13 protein-coding genes, 1 other RNA gene and 1 pseudogene are annotated in these 17257 nt (G+C 37.2%); 4 read left to right on the plus strand and 11 right to left on the minus strand.

Annotated elements, in window-relative coordinates; genetic code table 11:
• Nucleotides 1-12: 12 nt before the first annotated feature.
• The 6 genes from hefB to HPOKI112_RS03895 all read right to left on the minus strand — a co-directional run bounded on the left by hefB (nt 13) and on the right by HPOKI112_RS03895 (nt 6177).
• Entirely contained in the window at nt 13-717 is a 705-nt protein-coding gene (hefB, locus tag HPOKI112_RS03870) for an efflux RND transporter periplasmic adaptor subunit HefB (protein WP_025309800.1), read from the minus strand.
• Between the two features lie 9 nt (nt 718-726).
• A complete protein-coding gene (gene hefA, locus HPOKI112_RS03875; protein ID WP_025309801.1) occupies nt 727-2160 on the minus strand; it encodes an efflux RND transporter outer membrane subunit HefA in 1434 nt (477 codons plus the stop codon).
• An 8-nt stretch (nt 2161-2168) separates the two neighbouring features.
• Nucleotides 2169-3188 (minus strand): uroporphyrinogen decarboxylase, encoded by a 1020-nt coding sequence (hemE, locus tag HPOKI112_RS03880; RefSeq protein WP_025309802.1) that lies wholly within the window; start codon nt 3186-3188, stop codon nt 2169-2171.
• A 68-nt stretch (nt 3189-3256) separates the two neighbouring features.
• On the minus strand, nt 3257-3874 hold the full coding sequence (locus tag HPOKI112_RS03885; RefSeq protein WP_025309803.1) for a hypothetical protein: 618 nt from the start codon (nt 3872-3874) through the stop codon (nt 3257-3259).
• Nucleotides 3871-4527, minus strand: a complete 657-nt coding sequence (locus tag HPOKI112_RS03890; protein WP_025276912.1) for a 3-methyladenine DNA glycosylase — start codon at nt 4525-4527, stop codon at nt 3871-3873. Before HPOKI112_RS03890 ends, HPOKI112_RS03885 begins: the two co-directional genes overlap by 4 nt.
• Nucleotides 4528-4644: 117 nt before the next feature.
• Complete coding sequence (locus HPOKI112_RS03895; protein ID WP_000885490.1) at nt 4645-6177, minus strand: flagellin A; 1533 nt, start codon at nt 6175-6177, stop codon at nt 4645-4647.
• A 177-nt stretch (nt 6178-6354) separates the two neighbouring features.
• Here HPOKI112_RS03895 and HPOKI112_RS03900 point away from each other — a divergent pair.
• From HPOKI112_RS03900 to pbp1a, 4 genes and pseudogenes are all read left to right on the plus strand, one after another.
• Nucleotides 6355-8120, plus strand: a pseudogene (locus tag HPOKI112_RS03900) (ATP-binding cassette domain-containing protein).
• Nucleotides 8121-8191: 71 nt separating this feature from the next.
• Nucleotides 8192-9493 carry a chemotaxis chemoreceptor TlpD gene (gene tlpD, locus HPOKI112_RS03905; RefSeq protein WP_025309804.1) on the plus strand — a complete coding sequence of 434 codons (1302 nt, stop codon included), beginning with the start codon at nt 8192-8194 and terminating at the stop codon, nt 9491-9493.
• 22 nt (nt 9494-9515) lie between these two features.
• The gene (locus tag HPOKI112_RS03910; RefSeq protein WP_025309805.1) at nt 9516-10637 is read left to right on the plus strand and encodes an aminotransferase class I/II-fold pyridoxal phosphate-dependent enzyme; all 1122 of its coding nucleotides are present in this window, start codon (nt 9516-9518) and stop codon (nt 10635-10637) included.
• A complete protein-coding gene (gene pbp1a / locus HPOKI112_RS03915) occupies nt 10638-12617 on the plus strand; it encodes a penicillin-binding protein 1A (protein WP_025309806.1) in 1980 nt (659 codons plus the stop codon).
• Between the two features lie 2 nt (nt 12618-12619).
• Here pbp1a and HPOKI112_RS03920 read toward each other — a convergent pair whose 3' ends face one another.
• From HPOKI112_RS03920 to HPOKI112_RS03935, 5 genes are all read right to left on the minus strand, one after another.
• Nucleotides 12620-13138, minus strand: a complete 519-nt coding sequence (locus HPOKI112_RS03920; protein ID WP_308438819.1) for a tumor necrosis factor alpha-inducing protein — start codon at nt 13136-13138, stop codon at nt 12620-12622.
• Nucleotides 13139-13320: 182 nt separating this feature from the next.
• Nucleotides 13321-13636: RNase P RNA component class A (gene rnpB / locus HPOKI112_RS07890), an RNA gene on the minus strand.
• A gap of 35 nt (nt 13637-13671) precedes the next feature.
• Nucleotides 13672-15144, minus strand: a complete 1473-nt coding sequence (locus HPOKI112_RS03925; RefSeq protein ID WP_025309808.1) for a disulfide bond formation protein B — start codon at nt 15142-15144, stop codon at nt 13672-13674.
• Nucleotides 15145-15153: 9 nt separating this feature from the next.
• Nucleotides 15154-15318 carry a hypothetical protein gene (locus tag HPOKI112_RS08340; RefSeq protein ID WP_000394803.1) on the minus strand — a complete coding sequence of 55 codons (165 nt, stop codon included), beginning with the start codon at nt 15316-15318 and terminating at the stop codon, nt 15154-15156.
• Between the two features lie 146 nt (nt 15319-15464).
• Entirely contained in the window at nt 15465-17240 is a 1776-nt protein-coding gene (locus HPOKI112_RS03935; RefSeq protein ID WP_025309809.1) for an HAD-IA family hydrolase, read from the minus strand.
• Nucleotides 17241-17257 lie beyond the last annotated feature (17 nt).

Genomic DNA, 17257 nt, shown 5'->3' on the forward strand with positions numbered 1-17257 from the left:
CAAAATATCCTATTATTTCGTTTGGATAAACCCATCGCCAAAAAGCCCCACTGCCATGGGCTTAGATAAAAGGGCTTCAGCGCTCACTTTCCTGGTGTTTTCATCAACGGTGGGGTAAATCTTAATGATTTTAGCTTCATGCTGATTAGAATCCCCGTCTATAGAATAAGTGTAAGTATCCCCCACTTTGACTGCATTAATATATTTAGAATCAAATTCAATGACCAATTTCCTAGCATGGCTGACCAGTCTCAATAACACCGTGTTATTCGCGCTCACCCCTTCGCCCACTTGAATGTTTTTACTCGCTATCACGCCATCAAAAGGGGCTCTTAAAATGGTTTTATTCAATACCGCAATAGAATAAGCGTAATCAGACTCCAAGCGCCTGTAAGTGAACTCATAACCCTCTAGAGTGTTTTTATCCACAGCGCCCCCAATTTTGCTGTATCGTTGGTATTGCTTTTTAGCGAAAATGAGTTGTTGCTCGGTAGAATCGCTTTGAGCCTGTTTGTCTTGATTATACAAAAGCAACAAAACATCGCCCTTTTTGACCACGCTCCCCTCAGTAACCTTAATGCTATCCACAATCCCTGTGCTATCTAAGGTGAGTTTGGAATCTTGCATCGCTTTCACATTGAAAATCGCATACACTCTTTCGCCAGCTTCCATGCTCAAAAAACTCAAAAAAAGTCCTATTAAAATTTTTCGTATCATTTTTATCCCTTAATGCACATAGTCGTCTATTTTATGCCCGCTGTTGAAAATGTAATTGGCTTTTTGCACTTCATAATTGTTGAGCGCTAAATTGTAAGCCACTTCTGCATCAAAGCGCGTGGTTAAGCCCCTTAAATAGGTGGTGAAATCCACTAAATTAGCGTCGTATTTCCTTTTAATATTGGCAAAAGAAAGATTAGCCGCATCCAAACTAGCCTTAGAAGATTCAATCTTGGCTCTGGCAATATCAAGCGACTTTCTGTAAAGCTGTTCGTCTTTTTCTTGCTCTAATTTTTTATACGCTAAATTCTTTTCATTCGCTAATTGGCCTAGCATGATGGATTGTTTTTGCAAGCTCAAGCCTATATCATCAAAAATATTCAAAGTCGCAGTAACCCCAGCCGTATTTTGCTGACCGGGGTAGAAATTCCCAAAACGCCCTGTGGCATAAGCGGGTTTTTGAATCCAAAAAAGCCATGAGTCAAACACATCTATCTTGGGGTAATAATTGAGTTGCTTGTTTTGGTATCTGATTGCGGAAATCTGCTCCCTTAAAGAAACCAAATCCTGCCTTTCTCTCAATTGCAAATTAGGCACATCAATCGTGGTCTTTTTCAAATTTTTCACACTGAGGTTAGTGAGGTATTCTAAAGTCAAGCGGTTTTGCTCCAAAGCAAATTGCATGTCCAAAATATCGTATTCGCTCAAATTCCCTTGCGCTTTTAGGCTTTGCAAATCATCAATCGTGGTTAGCCCTTTGTCATAGAGTTTGGTAACCCTTTTAATGTCCGTTTTGATTTGCTCTAATTTTTTTTGCAAAGCGATCATGCGAGCGAGATTGTTAAAATACTCGTAGTATTGTTGCACCACTTGCAAATACACGCTCTGGCGGCTATATTCTAAATTAGCCACATTGGAGCGGTAAGTCGCAGACTTTTCTTTGACATTATTCACATCGCTAAAGCCATTAAACACATTCAATGTGACTTGAGCTTGGAGTTGTTGGGTGTTATAATGCTTATATTCTGGAGTATCCCTAGCTTCATTTTTAAAATTATAACTCGCGTTCAAAGTAGGCAAAAACATCGCTTTGGCGATGGTGTGGTTCTTCATCGCTTGCTTGACACTGAGTTCTTGCGCTTGCAAACTGAGATTAGTGGTAGCCCCTTTTAGCAATTCATAAAGCCCCAAAGCGGCTTTATCGCTTTTTTCATGGTATTTAGCGATCTCTTGATTGATCGTGGTCGCTGTTTCTTTAGGCGAGGATAAAAAACTCGGTGTTGCTTCTAAAGAACTTGTCGGCGGATCAATGAGCTTTAAATTCTTATGGCTGTAATTGTTAAGGATTTGCTTGATTTCATCTGGGGTTTTAGAGGGGGTTTGGGCTAGAGTTAGAGTAACACACAAGCCTAATAAGCTCATGCATCTTATAAGAGTGTTCATCAATCCCCCTATCGCCTGGTTTTAGCATGCACTAATTGCACTAAATACTTGGCGTTTTCTCTAGGCAAATCCGGCAACATCCCATGCCCTAAATTAAAAATATGCCCTTGATTGCCCATGATTTTTAAAATCCTTTCAACGCCTTCTTCCAAAGCGTTTTTATCATAAAGGCGGGTGGGTTCTAAATTCCCTTGCAAAACATACTTACCGCCTAAAATCTTTTTTGCCACTTCTAAAGGCGTGCCCCAATCCACGCCAAACACATCAAATTCCCCATCTATGCTATCCAAATAAGCGCCAATCCCTTTAGGGAAAAGGATAACCGGGATATGCGCATAGCGTTTTTTAAGCTCTTTAGAGATTTTTTTCAAATAATCCCAACTGAATTTCAAATACGCTTCTTTTTCTAAAGCGCTAGCCCATGAGTCAAAAATCATCACTGCATTGACCCCTGCTTGGATTTGAAGGCTCAAATACTCTATCAACTCAAGGCTCAATTTTTCTAAAAGCGCTTTTAAAACTTCAGGCTCGCTATAAAGCATTTTCTTGCTTTTAGCATACGATTTGCTCCCTTCTCCTTCTATCATGTAAGTCGCTAAAGTCCAAGACGATCCGCAAAAACCGATTAACGCTTTCTCTTTAGAAAGCTTTTGGCGCGTTTGAGAAATCGTATCATAGACATAGTTTAGTTGTTTATAAGCCCCTATTTTTAGGCTTTCCACGCTTTTTAAATCCGTAATAGTCTCTAAAAAATGCGGTCCCTTTTTAGGGATAAATTCCAAATTCAAGCCCATTTCCAAAGGCACTACTAAAATATCGCTAAACAAAATAGCCGCATCCACGCCTAAAATCTCTACTGGCTGTAAGGTAACTTCTGTGGCTAAATCGCTATTTTTACACAATTCCAAGAAACTCCCCGCTTTTTTACGGCTCTCTTGGTATTCGCTAAGGTAACGCCCCGCTTGCCTCATCATCCAAATGGGCGTGTAAGGCGTTTCTTTTCTAAAACATGCGTCAATGAAAATCATCATAAATCCTCAAAGGTTTGTCTAATTATGGTTTTTATACTCTATAGTTGTTTTTTAAAATGAATATTTTACCCTAAAAATCTCGTAAAGTCATAAAAAGTGAATGTGATACCAACAGAATAGATATTCAATCGTGGCGTGCCAAAGGCTTTAGAAAATTTGCTTTGGATAAAATAAAAAGGGATACCACCCCTTACTTCTACACTCAAGCCAAAATTTTTAGCCGCATTGAAAAACAAGCCCACACTCCCCACCGCTGATTGGATATTGAATTGATACTTATCAATCTTAGCCCCTAAAATTTGAAGTTGGTAGCCTAAGGCGATTTTAGGGATAACACACCCCTTAAAAAGCCTCACCCCAGCCATAAACCCAGTGCTCATGAAATACGAATCGCCCATTCCTGCATCCAAATACCCCCCTAACAAAATTTTCTTTTTCAAAGTATAACCCGCTTCAAAGCCCAAAGAAGCGTCATGGTAAATTTTATCCATTAAAATAGGGGGGCGGTTTTTAAGGCGGATGGGGGATCTTTTAGTCGTCTTTGCATGCTGGTAAAGATAGCCGATTTTAAAAGAGCCAAAATATTTTTTAGTAGGCTCTAAAGGTTTAAAAAAATCCCCATCCCTTTTGGCTAGTAAAACCCCTTTTAAAAGGCTTAAGATTAAGAAAAATCTAAAAATCAAAGCTTTAATTCCAATTTTTGTTTGGAAAATTCCACAATCTTTCCATGAAATCTCGCATAAAGTTGCGCTAAAGGAATGGTGTTTTCATAAAGCGCTAAGGCGGAATTTAAATTCTCTTGAACGCCTTTTTCAAAAAAATGTTGCAATTCGTCATAATCTTCTATCTCTATGCCTAATTTTTTTAAAAAAAGATAGCTGTATTTATCCACCACCATTACTTCTTTAGCGCACGCATAGCATAAAATCGCATCCGCACTTTCTTTGCCAACGCCCTTTTGGTCTAAAAGCCACTCTCTGGTTACTTCTTGTTTAAAATTTTCAAAACTTTGAAAGTCTTTTAAAATATTCTTACTCAAATCAATCAGTCGTTTGGCTTTTTGATTATAAAACCCGCTAGGGCGGACACACTCTGCAAGCTTTGAAAACTCTATATAAGCGATTTTTTTAAGATTGATCTCATCATCATTTTCTAAAATGAAAGCGTTTTTTAGATTTTCTAAAGATTTCAAAACGGCTTCAAATTTAGTATTTTGCGTTAAAACCGCCCCTAATAGAGCTTCAAATTTTAAAGCGTTAGGCCACCACCAAGCAGGGGCATTTTTCAATAAATCCAAGCTCTTTAAAGCCTTTAAAATCTCAAAACTATCCAACACAATAACCGCCTGTAATAAAAAGAAATAAAAAAGAATATTTTATTGAAAAAGAAGCAAAAATTAAAGCGAAAAGCCAACGCTTAAAGCGTTAGCCCCATACAAACACCTTTCTTAAAACTAAGTTAAAAGCCTTAAGATATTTTGTTGAACGGTGTTGGCTTGACTCATCGCATAGCTGCCTGATTGCGCCAAAATGTTGTTTTTATTGAAATTCGCACTCTCTTCAGCAAAATCCACATCCCTGATTTGAGATTCAGCCGCTTTAACATTCACTTGAGTGATGCTAATGTTATTCACGGTGCTAATCATTTGATTTTGCACAGAACCCAAATCAGAGCGGACTTTATCCAACATTTTCATCGCAGACTCGGCAATATCAATCACCACCATCGCACCTCTTAAGGTTGTAACCCCAGATCCCAAGCTTTGATTACCGCTAGCGATCACGGCGTTATAGTTCGCACCACTAGCTGATTTGACATTAGCGTTAAAATTCCCAGTAACATCGCGCAAATTCACCGTGGTTTCTGCCACTTGAGATTCCCCAAAACCAATCGCTGTGAAGCCTAAATGCTGTGAGTCAGAAGCCGAAACGACATTGATGCTCTTAGCGTCTAATCGTGTGAGAGAAAGCCTCCCATAGTTAGTAGAACCTTTTGTTAAATCCTGACCGCCATTAACCATCGTTAAAGCACTAGGCCCATCACTGACGCTATCAGTTTTGATTTCAATCCCACGACCATCTATGCTACGCAAATTCAAGCGCCCTTTTTGATCCGTATAAGCTTCCACGCCGGTTTCTGAAGTAACCGCATTGATCGCTGCGACCAATCTCCCATCTGAGTCATTTTTCTTAATATCTGCGATATTACCCAAATGGATCCCATTTAAGGTTAAATTACTCAAACTTCCTGACTGGACCGCCACATCGCTTGTGGTGATAACGCTCGCATAAGCTTTAACCCCTGTTCGGTTAGAATTTTTGTTAATCACTTCTGCTAACACGCCAATCCCTGTGCCTGCTGAACTAGAGACTTTTACGCTCTCTAAAGTCACATCATTCACGCCATCCACTTGTTTAAAAGTCAAGCTAATATCCCCAGAAGCCGTGATTAACGCACCTGTAGCGATACGAACCTGACCGATTTTATCGGAAGTGGTAGAGCCGATAGAAGCCTTAATGCTTTGGTTAGAATAAGCCCCTACTTGGAATTCTTTGTTAGTGAATTGGCCAGACAATAACGCTTGCCCATTATAAGTAGTCGTGTTACCGATATTGTCTAAACCTTGAATCAAACGAACGATGTCAGATTGAATCGCTTTACGAGATTCTGTAGTTTGCCCGTCTTGAGCCGCTTGAGTCGCTTTAACCTTAACGGTGTCTAAGATTTTTAACTGCTCATCCATAGCCTTATCCGCAACCTGGATAATCCCCATGCCGTCATTCGTGTTGGCAATCGCTTGACCCAAACTGCTCGCTTGCGAACGCAAAGAATCCGCCACCGTCATGCCTGATGCGTCATCAGCCGCTTTATTAATCCTTAAACCTGAACTCAATCTCTCCAATGAAGTTTTAAGCGCATTTTGAGTGAGTGCGGATTGCACATGCGCATTCATCGCATTGATATTTGTATTGACCTGAAAAGCCATTGTTGTAACTCCTTGTTATAAAAAACCCAAAGGCATCCTTGCTTTTGGTTGAAACTATTATCGGTTAAAGTTTGAAATTTTAAAGGGCTTTATTTTAAAAACAAAATTTAAAAAAGAGCATGAAAATGGGCTATAATAAAAAAAGTTGATACCAAATCTTATTGAATGCAAGCACCAATGGATACCATAAAAAACATTCCCCTAAGGACTTTTATTTTACTCTATAAAAGCTCACCAAAATGTGTTGTGTTGGCATCAATTACAGTGCTATTGATTGGCATTATTCCATCTCTAAATATCCTTGTTATGATAAAATTGATTGATATTGTGGTGAATCTATTGCAAAATCATATGCACTTTGAATACAGCTTGCTGTTACCAACTTTACTACTATGGGGAACCTTGCTGTTTTTAACGCATGTGTTCTCAGGAATTTTATCAAGCTTGCAAACCATTATTGCCGAACAATTTTCTATAAACATCATCACTCAGCTTGCTAATAAACTCACACAAGTTAAAAATCTAAATTTTTTTGAGAATAAAGACTATACTATCAAGCTTAACACTATCCATAACGGACTGCACATCCGCCCCATAAATTATATCAGTAATCTTTTTTTCAATCTACAACGCATTATAGGGCTTATCAGTCTGTTTGGGATATTATTTTCCATTAGTATTTATCTACCCTTTATAATGATTTTTGCAACAGTGCCTTGTATTCTCATCTCCAACCATATAGCAAAAAAACATAGCGCTTCCATAGATAAGCTTCAAGACCAAAAAGAAAGCATGCAAAATTACCTATACTCTGGACTAGATAACCAAAAGAACAAGGACAACCTATTATTTAACTTCATGCTAAATTTTCACCATAAATTTATTGAAACAAAAGAATTGTATCTCAATAATTTTGTGAAAGTAGCCCAAAAAAACTTAATATTTACCATATATGCTGATGTTTTAATCACCACTCTAAGTATTGCACTATTTTTTCTAATGGTTTTTATTATCCTTTCAAAATTAATTGGTGTGGGAGCAATTGCTGGGTATATCCAAGCATTTAGCTCTACTAGGCAGCAATTACAAGATTTATCATTTTATGGAAAGTGGTTTTTTGCTATCAATAAATACTTTGAAAATTATTTCTGTATTTTAGATTACAAAATACCGAAACCAGAAACACAAATCAAATTAGAAGAAAAAATCCATAGCATTACATTTGAAAATATTAGTTTCTCTTATCCTAATTCAAAACTTATTTTTGAAAACTTTAATCTCTCTTTACACTCTGATAAAATTTATGCATTAGTCGGCAAGAATGCTAGCGGAAAAACCACGCTGATTAAATTATTACTAGGGTTTTATACCCCAAATTCAGGTCAAATTATTATCAATAATACTCATTACAAGATTTAGAGCTAAACAGCTACCACCAACAAATGAGCGCCATATTCCAAGATTTTTCTCTTTATGCTGGGTATAGCATTGATGATAATCTCTTCATGCAAAACAACCCCACAAAAGAGAAACTAAAGCAAAAGAGAGAAATGCTAAAATCTTTTGATGAAAATTTTCAAAATTGTCTTAATGATTATAGCAACGCATTATTTGGAACCCAATATAATGGAATAGATTTTTCTCTGGGTCAAAAGCAACGCATAGCCACTATAAGAGCCTTTTTAAAACCAAGTCATTGTGTTGTTTTAGATGAACCAAGTAGCGCTATTGACCCCATTATAGAAAAAGAGTTTTTAGATTTTATTTTTAAACAATCGCAATCTAAGATGGCTTTAATCATTACACACCGCATGAATAGTGTCAAACAGGCTGATGAAATTATCGTGTTAGACAAAGGCAAACTTATAGAACAGGGCAACTTTGAAACCCTTATAAAGAAACAAGGCTTATTTTCTGAATTGTATTTGAAGCAACAACACTAACGAGCGCTTAAAATGTTTGGTAATTTTGGGTATAATCTCAAAAGATTCAAATTTAAATAAGGAATGCCACCATGTTTGGGAATAAGCAGTTGCAACTTCAAATCCATCAAAAAGATTCTGAAATTACGGAGTTAAAAAAAGAAATCAATCTCTATCAAAGCCTTTTAAATTTGTGCTTGCATGAAGGTTTTGTAGGTATTAAAAACAATAAAGTCGTTTTTAAGAGTGGGAATCTTGCAAACTTAAACAATTTAGAAGAACAAAGCGTTCATTTTAAAGAGAATGCAGAGAGCGTTAATTTACAAGGGGTTTCTTATTCTTTAAAAAGCCAAAATATTGATGGCGTGCAGTATTTTTCACTAGCCAAAAAAACAGGGGGTGTGGGGGAATACCATAAAAATGATTTGTTTAAGACTTTTTGCACGAGCTTAAAAGAAGGCTTAGAGAACGCACAAGAAAGCATGCAGTATTTCCATCAAGAAACTGGCTTACTCTTAAATGCGGCTAAAAATGGTGAAGAGCATTCTGCTGAAGGATTAGGGACGGTTAATAAAACGGGGCAAGACATTGAATCGCTTTATGAAAAGATGCAAAACGCCACTTCGTTAGCGGACTCTCTCAACCAACGGAGCAATGAAATCACTCAAGTCATTTCTTTGATTGATGATATTGCAGAACAAACCAATCTATTAGCCCTAAATGCTGCTATTGAGGCCGCACGAGCGGGCGAGCATGGGAGAGGGTTTGCGGTGGTGGCTGATGAGGTGAGAAAACTCGCTGAAAAAACCCAAAAAGCCACTAAAGAAATCGCTGTCGTGGTTAAAAGCATGCAACAAGAAGCGAACGACATTCAAACCAATACCCACGATATTAATTCTATTGTAAGTTCTATTAAGGGCGATGTAGAAGAGCTGAAATCCACCGTGAAAAATAACATGATTGTCGCACAAGCGGCAAAATACACCATCTACAATATCAATAACCGGGTGTTTTGCGGTCTGGCCAAACTTGATCATGTGGTCTTTAAAAACAATCTTTATGGCATGATTTTTGGTCTTAACTCCTTTGACATTACCAGCCATAAGAATTGCCGCTTAGGCAAATGGTATTATGAGGGCGCGGGCAAAGAGAATTTTTCCAACACTTCAGGTTATAGAGCTTTAGAAAGCCACCATGCGAGCGTGCATGCTGAAGCTAATGATTTGGTTAAAGCCGTTCAAGAAGATCACATTACCGATTCAAAATACCTAGAGCATAAAGTGCATTTAATGGAAGATAGCGCTAAACATGTCAAAGAAAATATTGATAAGATGTTTTACGAAAAACAAGACGAACTCAATAAAATCATTGAAAAAATTCAAAAAGGCGAATGATTTTATTCAATGAAGTGTTTTGATGTTTTCTAAATCTTTAGAAGCCCTACACCATGCCAAACGATACCGCAAAAGAGAATTGTTTGACCCTTTATTAAAGGATTACGCTTCTAATGATTATTTGGGTTTGAGCGTTAAAAAAGATTTGCTTCAAAACGCTTTTAATAAGCTCCAGTCTTTTGTTTCTCATTCCCCCAAGGCTTCCATGCTAGTGAATGGCTACCACCCTTTGCATGCAGAATTAGAAGAGCGACTAGCGGATTTGTTAGAATTTGAAAGCACTCTTTTAGTGGGGAGTGGTTTTTTGGGTAATCTGGCTTTAATAGACACCCTTTTAGTCAAAAACGCCCTCTTATTCATGGACGAACACTACCATGCAAGCGGGATTTTTAGCACGAAAGCTAAACCTAATCAAGTGGTTTTTTTCTCGCACAATGACGCTAAGGATTTGAAACAAAAACTCTTTAACGCTCCTAAAAATAAACTCAAATTCATAGCCATTGAGGGGGTTTATTCTATGGATGCGAGCGTCGCTCCCTATGATTTTTATGCAATCACTCAAGAGACTCCTAACGCTTTTTTAATCGTTGATGAAGCCCATAGTTTTGGGACTATCGGCGAGAATTTATTGGGTTTTTTAGAATATTATCGCATCAAAGAAAAAGACAAAATCATTAAACTCAGCACTTTTTCTAAAGCGCTTGCGAGCTATGGGGCTTGTATTTTAGCCCCTTTACAAACCATAGAATTTTTAATCAATCGTGCTAAAAGCGTGATTTACACCACCGCTTTAAGCCTATTAGACACCGCTTTAACTTTGGCCCATTTAGAATACTTTATCGTGCAAAAACAAGAATTAAAAAATGAGCTTAGCAAACACCAACAGATTATTTTTGAAACCTTAGGTATTAGAACGCTCGCAGGATTTTTTACTTTAGAATTTGAAAACAATCTTGCTCTTTTAAACGCTCATCGTTTTTTGAAAGAAAAGGGGTTTTTAGTGGGAGCTATCCGCCCCCCCACGGTTTCTAAACCCCTTTTACGAGTCTCTTTATCCCTTAAAAACAGCTTAGAAGACACTAAAGAGCTTGCAAACACCCTTTTAAATTATTCTAAAATACAATCTTTTTTTAAGAGTGATTAAATGCTAAAAAAGATTTTTTATGGTTTTATCGTTTTATTTTTGATTGTCATATGGTTGTTAGCCATTCTTATCGCTCAAGTTTGGGTGAATACCAATAAGGATATTGCTAAAATTAAAGATTATCGCCCAAGCGTCGCTTCACAGATTTTAGACAGAAAAGGGCGTTTGATCGCTAATATCTATGATAAGGAATTCCGTTTTTATGCGCGTTTTGAAGAAATCCCCCCACGATTTATTGAAAGCCTTTTAGCGGTAGAAGACACCCTCTTTTTTGAACATGGGGGGATCAATTTAGACGCTATCATGCGCGCCATGATTAAAAACGCTAAAAGCGGTCGTTACACCGAGGGGGGTAGCACCCTAACCCAACAACTCGTTAAAAACATGGTGCTCACACGAGAAAAAACCCTAACCAGAAAACTCAAAGAAGCTATCATTTCCATACGCATTGAAAAAGTCTTAAGCAAAGAAGAAATTTTAGAGCGCTATTTGAACCAAACTTTTTTTGGGCATGGGTATTATGGCGTGAAAACCGCAAGTTTAGGGTATTTTAAAAAACCCCTTGACAAACTCACGCTTAAAGAAATCGCCATGTTAGTCGCCTTGCCCAGGGCTCCAAGTTTTTATGACCCTACCAAAAATTTAGAATTTTCACTCTCTAGGGCTAATGATATTTTAAGGCGGTTGTATTCTTTAGGCTGGATTTCTTCTAACGAGTTCAAAGGCGCTCTCAATGAAGTGCCAATTATCTATAACCAGACTTCCACGCAAAACATCGCTCCCTATGTCGTGGATGAAGTGTTGAAACAATTGGATCAATTAGACGGGTTAAAAACTCAAGGCTATACCATAAAGCTCACGATAGATTTGGATTACCAACGATTAGCGTTAGAGTCCTTGCGTTTTGGGTATCAAAAAATCTTAGAAAAAATCGCTAAAGAAAAGCCAAAAACTAACGCCTCTAATGAAGATGAAGACAACTTGAACGCCAGCATGATAGTTACAGACACAAGCACCGGTAAGATTTTAGCTTTAGTGGGGGGGATTGATTATAAAAAAAGTGCTTTCAATCGCGCCACGCAAGCCAAACGGCAATTTGGAAGCGCGATAAAGCCTTTTGTGTATCAAATCGCTTTTGATAATGGCTATTCCACCACTTCTAAAATCCCTGATACCGCGCGAAATTTTGAAAATGGCAATTATAGTAAAAACAGCGGACAAAACCACGCATGGCACCCTAGCAATTATTCTCGCAAGTTTTTAGGGCTTGTAACCTTACAAGAAGCTTTGAGCCATTCGTTAAATCTAGCCACGATCAATTTAAGCGATCAGCTTGGCTTTGAAAAAATTTATCAATCTTTAAGCGATATGGGGTTTAAAAACCTCCCTAAAGACTTGTCTATTGTGTTAGGGAGCTTTACTATCTCACCGATTGAAGCGGCTGAAAAGTATTCTTTATTTTCTAATTACGGCACCATGCTCAAACCCATGCTCATTGAAAGCATTACCGATCAGCAAAACAATGTCAAAACTTTCACGCCCATGGAAACCAAAAAGATCACCTCTAAAGAACAGGCTTTTTTAACCCTTTCAGTGCTGATGAATGCGGTAGAAAATGGCACAGGGAGTTTGGCTCGCATTAAAGGTTTAGAAATCGCCGGTAAAACCGGGACTTCCAATAATAATGTGGATGCTTGGTTCATTGGCTTTACCCCCACCTTACAAAGCGTGATCTGGTTTGGGAGGGACGATAACACGCCTATTGGCAAAGGAGCGACAGGAGGCGTTGTGAGTGCGCCTGTGTATTCGTATTTCATGCGTAATATTTTAGCGATCGAACCTTCTTTAAAAAGAAAGTTTGATGTCCCCAAAGACTTGCGTAAAGAAATCGTGGATAAAATCCCCTACTACTCAACCCCTAATTCCATCACCCCTACCCCACAAAAAACCGACGATGGCGAAGAACCCTTATTGTTCTAAACCTACATGGCTATAGGGACTTTCACATCGCTGTAATTGATAGAATCTTTAAAGATTTCTTCCACTTTAGAAATAAGGATACTCACCGCTTGATTGTCTAAGGACATTTTATGCAACCCCTCGCTCAAAACATCCTTATCAAAAGAACGCGCGCGCACTAACGCAAACACTTCCTCATTGTTAGGATTGATATAAATCCCTAAACGATCCACATTCATCAAGCTGTCTAAAATGGGCTGTGTCATTTGGATAAACATCTCATTAGTGATCTTTTGCTTGATGCGATTGGATTTGGAAAGGTAAGCCTCTTTGAGTTTATGCACAATATTTTGCGCCACTCTTATTGTCGCTCTTTTGGTAGCGATTTTTTCTATCTCTTCTGTTTTCTTACCATCCACAATGTGCGAGCTATCCACCCCTTGCGTGATATACTCACTGCGATTTTGCAACATCCAATAAGGCACATCTTGTAAAAAAGAATTTCTTTGTGAAGTGTTTGGGCAAGTGCAAGCTTGCAACATCAAAACACCCAATCCGCATAAAACCAATTGCTTGCTTTTTAAAAAAGATTTTTCTAACACGCTATCCCCTTTAATTTTGATTTTACAGAGTGTAACACAAATCTTTAAGATTTAAGCAATAATTAGGTAAAAAATAAAAAAAATAAAATGATTAAAACTTTATTTAAAAAATCAACACGCAGTTAAGCATTAGAATAAGCCGGGTTCTGTCAATGGATGGCCATTTATCTGGGAAATATTTTGCAATATTCCTCAAGCGAAGCGCGTATCAATTTAGACTTACCATGCACTTCTTGCTACAAATTGGGTTTGCCCAAACAAGCTAAATTACTTTAGCTTTGGTGGGCTCTTACCCCACCCTTTCACCCTTACCTTAAAAAGGCGGTTTGCTTTCTGTGGCACTTTCCCTTAGCTTACGCTAGCCATCCGTTAGATGGAATTTTGTCTAATGTAGCCCGGACTTTCCTCTATTCTAAAATAGCGACCATCTTCTAATGCGTTAATATATTAGAAAAAAGTAGCTTTAAAAGAGTTTAAAAATTAAGAGTATAGAGAATATTTTTATGATTCTCATAGCTCACAAGGATAAGCTCATTATCCCTAAACCCCCCAGCGCTGATATTTTTAATCTCTTTAGGCAAGCCATAAACTTCAAGGATCTCTTCTTTTGTGGGGTCTATGACTAAAAGCGTGTTAAATTCCTTACTGAACGCATAAAGCTTATCATCCTTTAAAGCTAACGCGCTAATGACTAACTCGCCCAGTTTCCTTTTTTCTTTAAGTTTGGCATTGCCCAATTCAAGTAAAAACTCCCCATGCACTTGTTTGTCGCTATTAAGCATGGAGATGATAATCAAATCCTTATAACGCTTGTTAGGAGCGCTGATCAAATAAGTGAATTTAGCCCCTCTTCTTGCAACGCTAACATAATAGTTTTTCGCCCTAGAAGTTTTCAAGCGGCTGCGCTCCACTTCATCAAAAGAGTTAGCCCCTTCTAAAAAATAAGGGAAGTTTTTAAGCGCGTTAGCGTTTTTGTTAGGGGTGATTTCTACGCTCGTTTTATTATTGCCCATGATCACAATGTTTTCATCTTCGTTAAAATCCGCCCCCACGAACGACCCCACCGTCGCGCTATAATAGCTATCTAGCACCATATGGCTATGAATAGTTTTCAAATCGTTACCCGCAAGATAAAGGCCTTGGTTTTCTGTGGTAAAGATCGCCTTGTCTTCATTGAAACTCAAATCCGTGATCGCTCCGTTCAGTTTTAAAAAAAGCTCTTCTTTTTTTTCAATCTCCAACGCTTTTGTAATTTCTAAAGGCGAATGCTCATAATCATTATCTTTAGGCAAAGCGCTCAATTTCAAAGGCTCACCCACATCTCTTCTGCCTAAAACGCTTCTTGGGAATTTCAAATGATTCCAATTTTCCATAGACCAGACAGATTCTTTCAAATTCCACGAAAAACGCACCGGATCGCTTTGCCCTATGTAAGGGAAAGGCCCGGTAGAAATAAACGCTTGCACGGCATTAGAACCCACCACTATAAAGAAAACATAAAAAGCGCTTTTTTGGAGCGTGTTTAATGAATAATCTTTAAAAAGTTGGGTATTAGGGGCAAAAAAGAGCAAAACCGCTAAAAGCGCCACCACGCTAAAAAAGACAAAAAGCGCCCAAAACTGCGTGTGCAAGCCCAAAATAGCGAGCGCGAATCCCTGCCCCACATCTTCTAAGGCATGGCTACCGGTATGATAAAAGCTCTCATATAACCCGCTACTAGCCATGAGCAACAGCAAAGCAATGTATTTAGGCTTAAACCCAAAACGCACCACCAAAAGCGCCACCGCCCCTATTAAAATCATGTTAATGCGTTGCGCCCAGCAAAAAATACAAGGCGAATCTTTCAAAACATAGCCAAAATAAAAATTCGCCAAACCCACAGGAAAGATCAAAATCCCTAAAACCGCCAAAGAAAAAAGATTGTAAAATCGGGTTTCTTTATTCATGCATCCCCCTTATAGATTCATGTTAGGCAAAACGCTAGAGCTGTGGGCTATAAAAATAATAAGCTCCACCAACCACACCACAATCAAAATCCCAAACGCCCAATTTTCTTTTTCAGGCTTTTTAAACGCTATCAAAATAGCAGCTAGACTCAAAATCAGTCCTAAAAACTCCATGCCGTTCCTTAAAGTTTTCGTAGGATTATACTCAAAAACAAACTATTGGATAAATGAAAAATATCTAGTGAATAATTTTTGAGAGAATTATATTAAGGGAGAAAGCCCTAGCTATCTATATTTGATTAAAAACAGAGCCAATTTTATCATTTCTTTTTTAACTTCCCATAGATTTTTTTAATTAGAGATAATATTTTAAACAATCTCTCTTGCTTGTTTGTCCTAAGGCTTCTTTTTAATATACCATAACTTTGTGAAGGTTTTAAAATACAAGACAATAAAGAAACATCGTTGCAAAACAAGGGCAGAGCGTTTTTATGCGTCGCGTCTGGAAGAAAATAAATTTGTTTAAATTGCTCTTGATCTTGAATACTAGGATTGTCAATAAAGAAATTTACCCATTCTATCACATCATAAATGCCTAAAGAAATTTGACTTTCTTTAAAATATGAAACATATCCAACAGCCCCTTCTACTATTTTTTCATAAGCTTTAGAGCGGTGTTTTTCACAAGATGAAACGTCTTTTTGATAAATTGGAACGCCATTTTCTACATTTAAAATAGGGTATTCAGGGCTTGTTAGCAAAAACTCCATAAAATCCCAATTATGAAAATAAACGGATTTAGGGTGTGAAAAAGGTAAGAAACTCACGCAATCATAATTTAAAATTCTTAGGAGATCCACATAGCACCCAAAAACTTCTTTGTTTAAAGCTTTTTGGATTAACCCTTGCGAAGAATAGCCTAAAGTAATCGTATCTACAATAGCGATATTTCCCTCTAAATTTGATGAAGACAAGTATTTTCTGTAATTATCTAAACATTTTAACGCTAAATGGCGGCAGTATTCAAAGTTACTATATATGTATATATATGCTTGTTGGTTGGTGGTGATTTGTTTCTTTTTAATTTCTTCTTCGCCTTCTAAAATACGCAAAATTTCCAAACTCTCGCCCTCTACGACTTCTAAAAATACCGCTTTTTTTAAAATTCTGGGAGCATAAATATAAGTAGTTTTATATGAATTTGGATATAAAATATTAAAAATTTTTTGCAATAAATAACCATCTCGTGCAACAAACACTAAAGTATCAATATTTCTTTTATGAATCTCTTTATAGATAAACTGGCAATAAGCAACGGCTACAATTCCTGCCTGCATCGCTCCCAAAAGAAACCAATAATCAAATTTTTCATGTTTTTGAATATAATTTTTATAAAAAACGCATAAAGATCCTAAAATAAAACTTTGTGCAACACTGGTTGGACTAAATGTTTTGTATTTAGGAAAAATTTCTTCAAATTGCTTCAATACGCTTTTTCTAAATAGCGTTGCTATACCTAAACTTTTAGGCATAGCGTCATCTGCCCAAGAATTATCACCAATATGCAACATTTGTGTGTTAGTAATATTTTCTTGTTTTAAAACATGTTTAAACAAATCCTTCGAATGCTTAGTAAGCATTATATGGTTACTGAGATAGAAATTTGTATAACCATCAAAACCCTTAGAAATTAAAATATCTTCAAGGACCTCTAAAGGTAAATACATATCTGATACAATAATCACTCTTTTATTGTTCTCTTTAGCGAAACGATAGAGTTCTAACATCTCTAAGTTTGGAATAAGCACCTCTTTTTCAGTGGCAATTTCTACTCCCTTATATGAATGAAACTCTTTTGGGATTTGATGATAAATTTCATCTAGAGTAATGTCTTGTCTTTTACTGATTTCTCTAGATTGCATTTCTGCCAGGATTCTTGCTTGATGAAAACCTTTAATATTATATTTAGTCTCAATATACCAAAATAAATCTGTGGGTTTAATGAAAGGTCTTAGAAGAAGGGTATCAAAAATATCAAAAGAAATCACATCATATTTTAAAATCTCACTTTTTGCCCCATCCAAAAATTTGCGCATACAAGAATCCTTTGTAA

Origin of the sequence: Helicobacter pylori oki112 (assembly GCF_000600085.1) — a bacterium.
GTDB lineage: Bacteria > Campylobacterota > Campylobacteria > Campylobacterales > Helicobacteraceae > Helicobacter > Helicobacter pylori_CY.

What these genes read in the sequence shown, in the direction of transcription:
- HPOKI112_RS03910 (WP_025309805.1), top strand. Translation starts at nt 9,516, where the DNA reads ATGTTTTCTAAATCTTTAGAAGCCCTACACCATGCCAAACGATACCGC.
- hemE (WP_025309802.1), bottom strand. Translation starts at nt 3,188, where the DNA reads ATGATTTTCATTGACGCATGTTTTAGAAAAGAAACGCCTTACACGCCC.
- hefB (WP_025309800.1), bottom strand. Translation starts at nt 717, where the DNA reads ATGATACGAAAAATTTTAATAGGACTTTTTTTGAGTTTTTTGAGCATG.
- tlpD (WP_025309804.1), top strand. Translation starts at nt 8,192, where the DNA reads ATGTTTGGGAATAAGCAGTTGCAACTTCAAATCCATCAAAAAGATTCT.
- hefA (WP_025309801.1), bottom strand. Translation starts at nt 2,160, where the DNA reads ATGAACACTCTTATAAGATGCATGAGCTTATTAGGCTTGTGTGTTACT.
- HPOKI112_RS03895 (WP_000885490.1), bottom strand. Translation starts at nt 6,177, where the DNA reads ATGGCTTTTCAGGTCAATACAAATATCAATGCGATGAATGCGCATGTG.
- pbp1a (WP_025309806.1), top strand. Translation starts at nt 10,638, where the DNA reads ATGCTAAAAAAGATTTTTTATGGTTTTATCGTTTTATTTTTGATTGTC.
- HPOKI112_RS03920 (WP_308438819.1), bottom strand. Translation starts at nt 13,138, where the DNA reads ATGTTGCAAGCTTGCACTTGCCCAAACACTTCACAAAGAAATTCTTTT.
- HPOKI112_RS08340 (WP_000394803.1), bottom strand. Translation starts at nt 15,318, where the DNA reads ATGGAGTTTTTAGGACTGATTTTGAGTCTAGCTGCTATTTTGATAGCG.
- HPOKI112_RS03935 (WP_025309809.1), bottom strand. Translation starts at nt 17,240, where the DNA reads ATGCGCAAATTTTTGGATGGGGCAAAAAGTGAGATTTTAAAATATGAT.
- HPOKI112_RS03925 (WP_025309808.1), bottom strand. Translation starts at nt 15,144, where the DNA reads ATGAATAAAGAAACCCGATTTTACAATCTTTTTTCTTTGGCGGTTTTA.